General features: G+C 34.0%; 1 protein-coding gene. It reads right to left on the bottom strand.

Features of this window, described 5'->3' with window-relative positions; all coding sequences use genetic code 11:
• Positions 1-250: 250 nt before the first annotated feature.
• Positions 251-1,458 (bottom strand): phosphoethanolamine--lipid A transferase (locus RQ763_RS11720; protein ID WP_314153172.1); only part of this gene is annotated, 1,208 nt, incomplete at its 5' end.

The raw sequence follows: 1,458 nt of genomic DNA, 5'->3' as shown, positions 1-1,458 counted from the left end.
TTTTTTATACTCCAACACTGTTTTGTTTTTTCTAAAAAAAATCAAAACAAAAAGAACACCTATAGCAAACTGGATAAGAAGTTTTTTAATCCCGTCGTAAAAGACAAACTTTAGCACAGGCTCATTTTTGTCTAAAAGCCATTGGTGAGTATTTACATTATAAAAAAATTCTTGTAAATAAATATCAAGCTTGCTAAAAGCAAATAGGAGAATTACCCCAAGAAGCAAAAACAGTGTGATTAATAACTCTCTACTCCTCGATTGTAGCATCTTTTAGTATGTCCATATTATAATCATATATTTTTGTATCTACTTCAAACAGCCCGATGATTGTGTGAAAAAGATTGTCGTGTGAAAACTTTTTCTCAGAATATGATTTTAGTTTTGCAGTATCTATATCTTTTTTCATCTCATTGCCAAACCACATCATGGCTCCGATATGTGTTTGTGTGTCAGGTGCCATAAAATACGGCATTCCGTGAAGGTATAAGCCATTTTCGCCCAAACTCTCTCCATGGTCACTCATATAAACCATTGCCGTTTCATGACTTTTTGAATACAGTTTTAAAAAATTTATAACTTTTGATAAAAAATAGTCGGTGTAAAGAATGGCATTGTCATAAGCATTTCCTATCTCTTCTTGCGTACAATTTTCAAGCTGGTTCGTTTGACATGTAGGAGTAAATTTTTCAAACTCTTTAGGATATCTTTTGTAATATGCAGGACCGTGATTTCCCATCTGATGAAGGACAATTAAAAGGTCTTTGTTCTTGTTGGCTTCTATATATTTATCAAGACCTACAAGCATCCCTTCATCGCGGCACTCTTCATCGCAAATGGTATTGTTTGCAGGCGATTTGTAATCTTCAAAAGGAACTCTTAGTGCGACACCCTTGGAGTCTGAGTTGTTGTCTCTCCATAATATTTCAAGTTCATTATTATGCTTAAGTACATCTAAGATGTTCTCCGTGTTAATACCTTTTTTGTAGCTGTAGCCAGCTTTGTCAAAAAACGAGAACATGCAAGGAACCGAGTCAGCAGTTGAAGTTCCGCATGAGTACATATTTGAAAAGTTAATAATATCCTCTTTTTTAAGGAGAGGGTTAGTCTCTCTCTCGTAGCCGTTTAAAGAAAATCTGTCAGCTCTTGCCGCTTCACCGACTACGACTATAATTAGCTCTTTTGGTTCATTTTTATCTTCAGTTATTTTGCAGTCTTCTCCAACTGTATTTAAACAAACAGGTTCCGTATTAAGTGTTTTGCCAATATAGTTTCCGATGCTGTAAATCCAGTAAGTTGGATTTGTGTAGTATCTCAGAGGTTTATGCTCCCTGAAAAATGAAGTGTAAAATTTATTAAAAGAAAAAAGAGTTATAATAATTATCAAAACAGATATGAAAATTGTTTTTGCCTTTAACATCATTTCCGATTTTAGAGTGCCGTACTCAATTTTTGTCT

The sequence above is a fragment of the Sulfurimonas sp. genome (genome assembly GCF_032250635.1).
In the GTDB taxonomy this organism is placed as follows: domain Bacteria; phylum Campylobacterota; class Campylobacteria; order Campylobacterales; family Sulfurimonadaceae; genus Sulfurimonas.
The sequence above is the reverse complement of the archived record's forward strand: the minus strand, read 5'-3'. Positions and strand labels throughout refer to the sequence as shown.